2 protein-coding genes are annotated in these 3959 nt (G+C 64.9%); one reads left to right on the top strand and one right to left on the bottom strand.

The window, feature by feature from the left end; all coding sequences use genetic code 11:
• Window positions 1-111 precede the first annotated feature (111 nt).
• Window positions 112-2829: a type I DNA topoisomerase gene (gene topA / locus QZ189_RS10795; protein ID WP_296416167.1), complete on the bottom strand. Its 2718-nt coding sequence runs from the start codon at window positions 2827-2829 to the stop codon at window positions 112-114.
• A gap of 117 nt (window positions 2830-2946) precedes the next feature.
• On the opposite strand from topA, the gene QZ189_RS10790 reads away from it, so the two are divergent.
• The coding region (locus QZ189_RS10790) for a proton-conducting transporter membrane subunit (RefSeq protein WP_296421752.1) at window positions 2947-3959 on the top strand (1013 nt) is incomplete at its 3' end.

Raw genomic sequence — 3959 nt, 5'->3', positions numbered from 1 at the left:
CGGGGAGCGGACTGGAAAAACTCCGCGACAGCTGGTCGCCAAGGGGGGTGCCCTGGCAGCCGGCCAAGGCCGCTGCGAGCAACACAAGCGAACCCCAGCGCAGTGGCGCCATCAGCTGTCGGCCGCCTTGATGATCCTCACTGCGCTAGCCCGAAGCCGACCCGTTTTGGTGGTGGCCGGCGCTTTTTTCGCCGCGGGCTTTTTGGCGGCTGGTTTTTTGGCGGTGGTGGATTTCGCTGCGGTCTTGCGGCCCTTGCCTTTGCCCGAGGCCGCCTTCGCCGCCAGCAACTCCACCGCCTGCTCAAGGGTGATGGTGTCGGCTGTTGTTCCTTCCGGCAGCGAGGCGTTCACCTTGCCCTGCTTGACGTACAGGCCATAGGGACCATCAAAGAGCTGGATGGCTTCATCGCCGCCCTCAGGGGTGCCGAGATCCTTCAGGGCCGTGCGGCCGCCGCGACCCCGCTTGGGCATCGCCAGCAACTCGAGGGCACGGGAGAGGCCCACCATCAGGACATCGTCCTCAGCCTTGAGGGAGCGGTAGTCCTTCTCGCCCTTGCCCTTGTGGTGGACGACATAGGGGCCAAACCGACCCAGACCGGCCTCGACCTTGCCGCCATCGGGGTGTTCGCCCAGGTGCCTGGGGAGACGCAGCAGCCCCAGGGCGTCCTCCAGGGTCAGGTCTTCGGGCTTGGTGCCCTTGGGCAGGGAGGCCCGCTTGGGCTTGGGATTCTCGTCACTGACCTGACCGCGCTGCACGTAGGGCCCGTACTGGCCAAACAGCAGATAGACCAAATCTCCGGTCTCGGGATCTTCACCCAACGCTTCGGGCCCATCGGCCTTCTGCTTGAGGATCAATTCCGCTTTGTCCGCGTCGAGATCCGCTGGAGTGATCTCGTTGGGGAGGGTGGCCTTCAGGAGCTCTTCGCTGCCGTCGTCGGCCACGCGCTTGGTTTCCAGATAGGCCCCAAAGCGACCAATCCGAACCACACAGGGCAGCCCCTCCAGGGCAATGGTGCGGGAGGCGGTGGGGTCGATATCCCCTTCCCGCTGCTGAACCTGGGTCTCGAGCCCCTGATCACCCTTGTAGAAGCTCTCCAGGTAAGGGAGCCACTGCACCTTCCCGGTGGAGATGTCATCGAGGGTGCCCTCCATCCGAGCCGTGAAGCTGGTGTCCACCAAATCGGGGAAATGCTCCTCCAGCAGGGCCGTCACAGCGAAGGCCGTGAAGCTCGGGGTCAGGGCATTGCTCTGCAGGGTCGCGTAGCCGCGGTCGACGATCGTGCCGATGATCGAGGCGTAGGTGGAGGGGCGACCGATGCCCTCCTTCTCGAGCATCTTCACCAGGGCCGCTTCGCTGTAGCGAGCGGGGGGCTGGGTTTGGTGGCCCAGCGCCTCCACGCCTTTGCAGCTGGGGCTATCGCCGCTCTTCAGGCTTGGCAGCAGGACTTCCTGGCCTTCCAGCGCCGCATCGGGGTCATCGCTTCCCTCGACGTAGGCGCGGAAGAAACCGGGGAAATCGATGCGCTTGCCGTTGGCCTTGAAGCTGGCGGGTCCGAGGCTGCCGCCATCCACCTCCAACTCAACGCTGAGCATGGTCAGGCGGGCTTCCGCCATCTGGGAGGCGACGGTGCGTTTCCAGATCAGCTCGTAGAGGGCCAGGTCCCGGCCGTCCAAGCCAGTGGTGGAGGGATCACGGAAGCTCTCACCGGCGGGGCGAATCGCCTCGTGGGCCTCCTGGGCGTTGCGGGCCTTGGTGGAGAACTGACGGGGTGAGCCGCTCAGGTAGTCCTTGCCGTATTTATCGGCGACACAGTTGCGGGCCGCATTGATGGCCTGGTCACTGAGATGCACCGAGTCGGTGCGCATGTACGTGATGAAGCCCCGCTCGTAGAGCCCCTGGGCCGTGCGCATGGTCTCGCGGGCCGAGAGACGCAGCTTGCGGTTCGCTTCCTGCTGCAGGGTGCTGGTGGTGAAGGGGGCCACCGGCTTGCGGGTGGAGGGCTTTTCCTCCACGGACGACACCCGCCAGGGCGCAGCCAAGACGGCCTCGCGCAGGCTGCGGGCATCGGCCTCGCTGAGCAAACGAACCTTGCTGCCGGCCTTCAGTCCACCGGTGTTTTCGTCGAAATCGGAACCACCGGCAATGCGCTCGCCCTTGAGGTGGGTGAGCTTGGCGTCAAAGGGGGAACTGCCTTGAGCCAGCTGGGCTTTGAGATCCCAATAGCTGCCGCTCTTGAAGGCACGGCGGGCCCGTTCCCGTTGCACCAGCAGCCGCACGGCCACGGACTGGACCCGTCCGGCGCTCAGGCCCCAGGCGACCTTCTTCCAGAGCAGCGGGGAGAGGGTGTAACCCACCAGGCGATCGAGGATCCGCCGGGTTTCCTGGGCATGGACGAGCTCCATATCGAGCTCTCGGGTCTGCTCCAGGGCGCGACCGATGGCCTCCTTGGTGATCTCGTGGAAGACCATCCGCTTCACCGGCACCTTCGGGTTGAGCAGCTGCAGCAGGTGCCAGCTGATCGATTCCCCTTCCCGGTCTTCGTCGGTCGCCAGTAGGAGTTGATCGGCGCCCTTGAGGGCGTCCTTGAGTTCCTTGACCACCTTCTTTTTGTCCTTCGGCACCACGTAGAGCGGCTCGAAGTCGTTGGTGGTGTTCACGCCGAGATTGGCCCACTTCTCGCCCTTGTGGGCAGCGGGGATCTCGCTCGCGTTGTTGGGCAAGTCGCGCACGTGCCCCATCGAGGCCTCAACCTTGAAGTCCTTCGGCAAGAACCCGCGGATGGTGCGGGCCTTGGTGGGGCTTTCAACGATGACGAGGGTGTGCGCCACAGGCAGGCGGTGAACCGCTTCCCTCTTTATCGCACCGGCGGTCAACCCCGGCGAGAAAGTCCGAAGGACGACGCCAGCGCGGCTACAGTCCAGCCCAACGGGCGTGATCCAACAGCTGTGCTCTCTCTCCTGGCTGCCGCCGAGACCGTTTCCACTGCGGCTGCTCCCCTGGTGAGTGGCATCACATCGCTGCAGCTCAATGCAGGAGCCATTGCACCGGAGGGTGCAGTCCTGCTCGCGATGCTGGCCTGCCTGCTGGTGGACCTGGCGGGGGAAAAAGCAGCTGCACGGTGGGTCCCCCTCTTTTCTTATCTCGGACTGGGCAGCGCCCTGGTCCTGCTCGCCCTGCAATGGGACGCAGCACCGCTTGAACCCTCCTTCCTCGGCTCCTTCCTGGCCGACAACCTGGCCATTGCCTTTCGCGCCGTGGTCGCCGCCTCAACCCTGGTCTCCCTCTTAATCAGCTGGCGCTACGTCGAGCGGGCGGGCACCCCCGTTGGTGAATACGCCTCGATCCTGTTGGCGGCCACCCTTGGCGCGATGCTGCTTTGCGGGTCCACCGACCTGGTCAGCATCTTTGTGTCCCTCGAGACCCTCTCGGTCGCGAGCTATCTGCTGTCGGGCTACATGAAGCGCGATGCCCGCAGCTCCGAAGCCGCACTGAAATATCTGCTGGTGGGGTCCGCCGCTGCTGCGGTGTTCCTCTATGGCGCCTCCCTGCTCTACGGCTTGACCGGCGGCAGCACCAGCCTGGAGGCCGTCGGCATTGCACTGCAAACCAGCGCTTCGCCGGTGGCAGCCCTGGCCTTGGTGTTCGTTTTGGCCACCGTCGCGTTCAAGATCGCAGCGGTGCCCTTCCACCAGTGGACCCCTGACGTCTATGAAGGCTCGCCAACCCCAGTGGTGGCCTTTCTCTCGGTCGGCTCCAAAGCCGCTGGCTTTGCCCTGGCCCTGAGGATCCTGGTGGGTTGCTTTGAGCCCTTCGAGGCCCAGTGGAAGCTTCTCTTCACCGTCTTGGCCATCTTGAGCATGGTCCTGGGCAACGTCGTCGCCCTGGCCCAGACCTCGATGAAGCGGATGCTGGCCTACAGCTCCATCGGTCAGGCCGGCTTCGTGATGATCGGCCTGGT

Origin of the sequence: Vulcanococcus sp. CPBay_Sum15L08_68 (assembly GCF_017855895.1) — a bacterium.
GTDB lineage: Bacteria > Cyanobacteriota > Cyanobacteriia > PCC-6307 > Cyanobiaceae > Vulcanococcus.
Note: the sequence above shows the minus strand (reverse complement) of the source record. Positions and strands in the feature narration are given on the sequence as shown.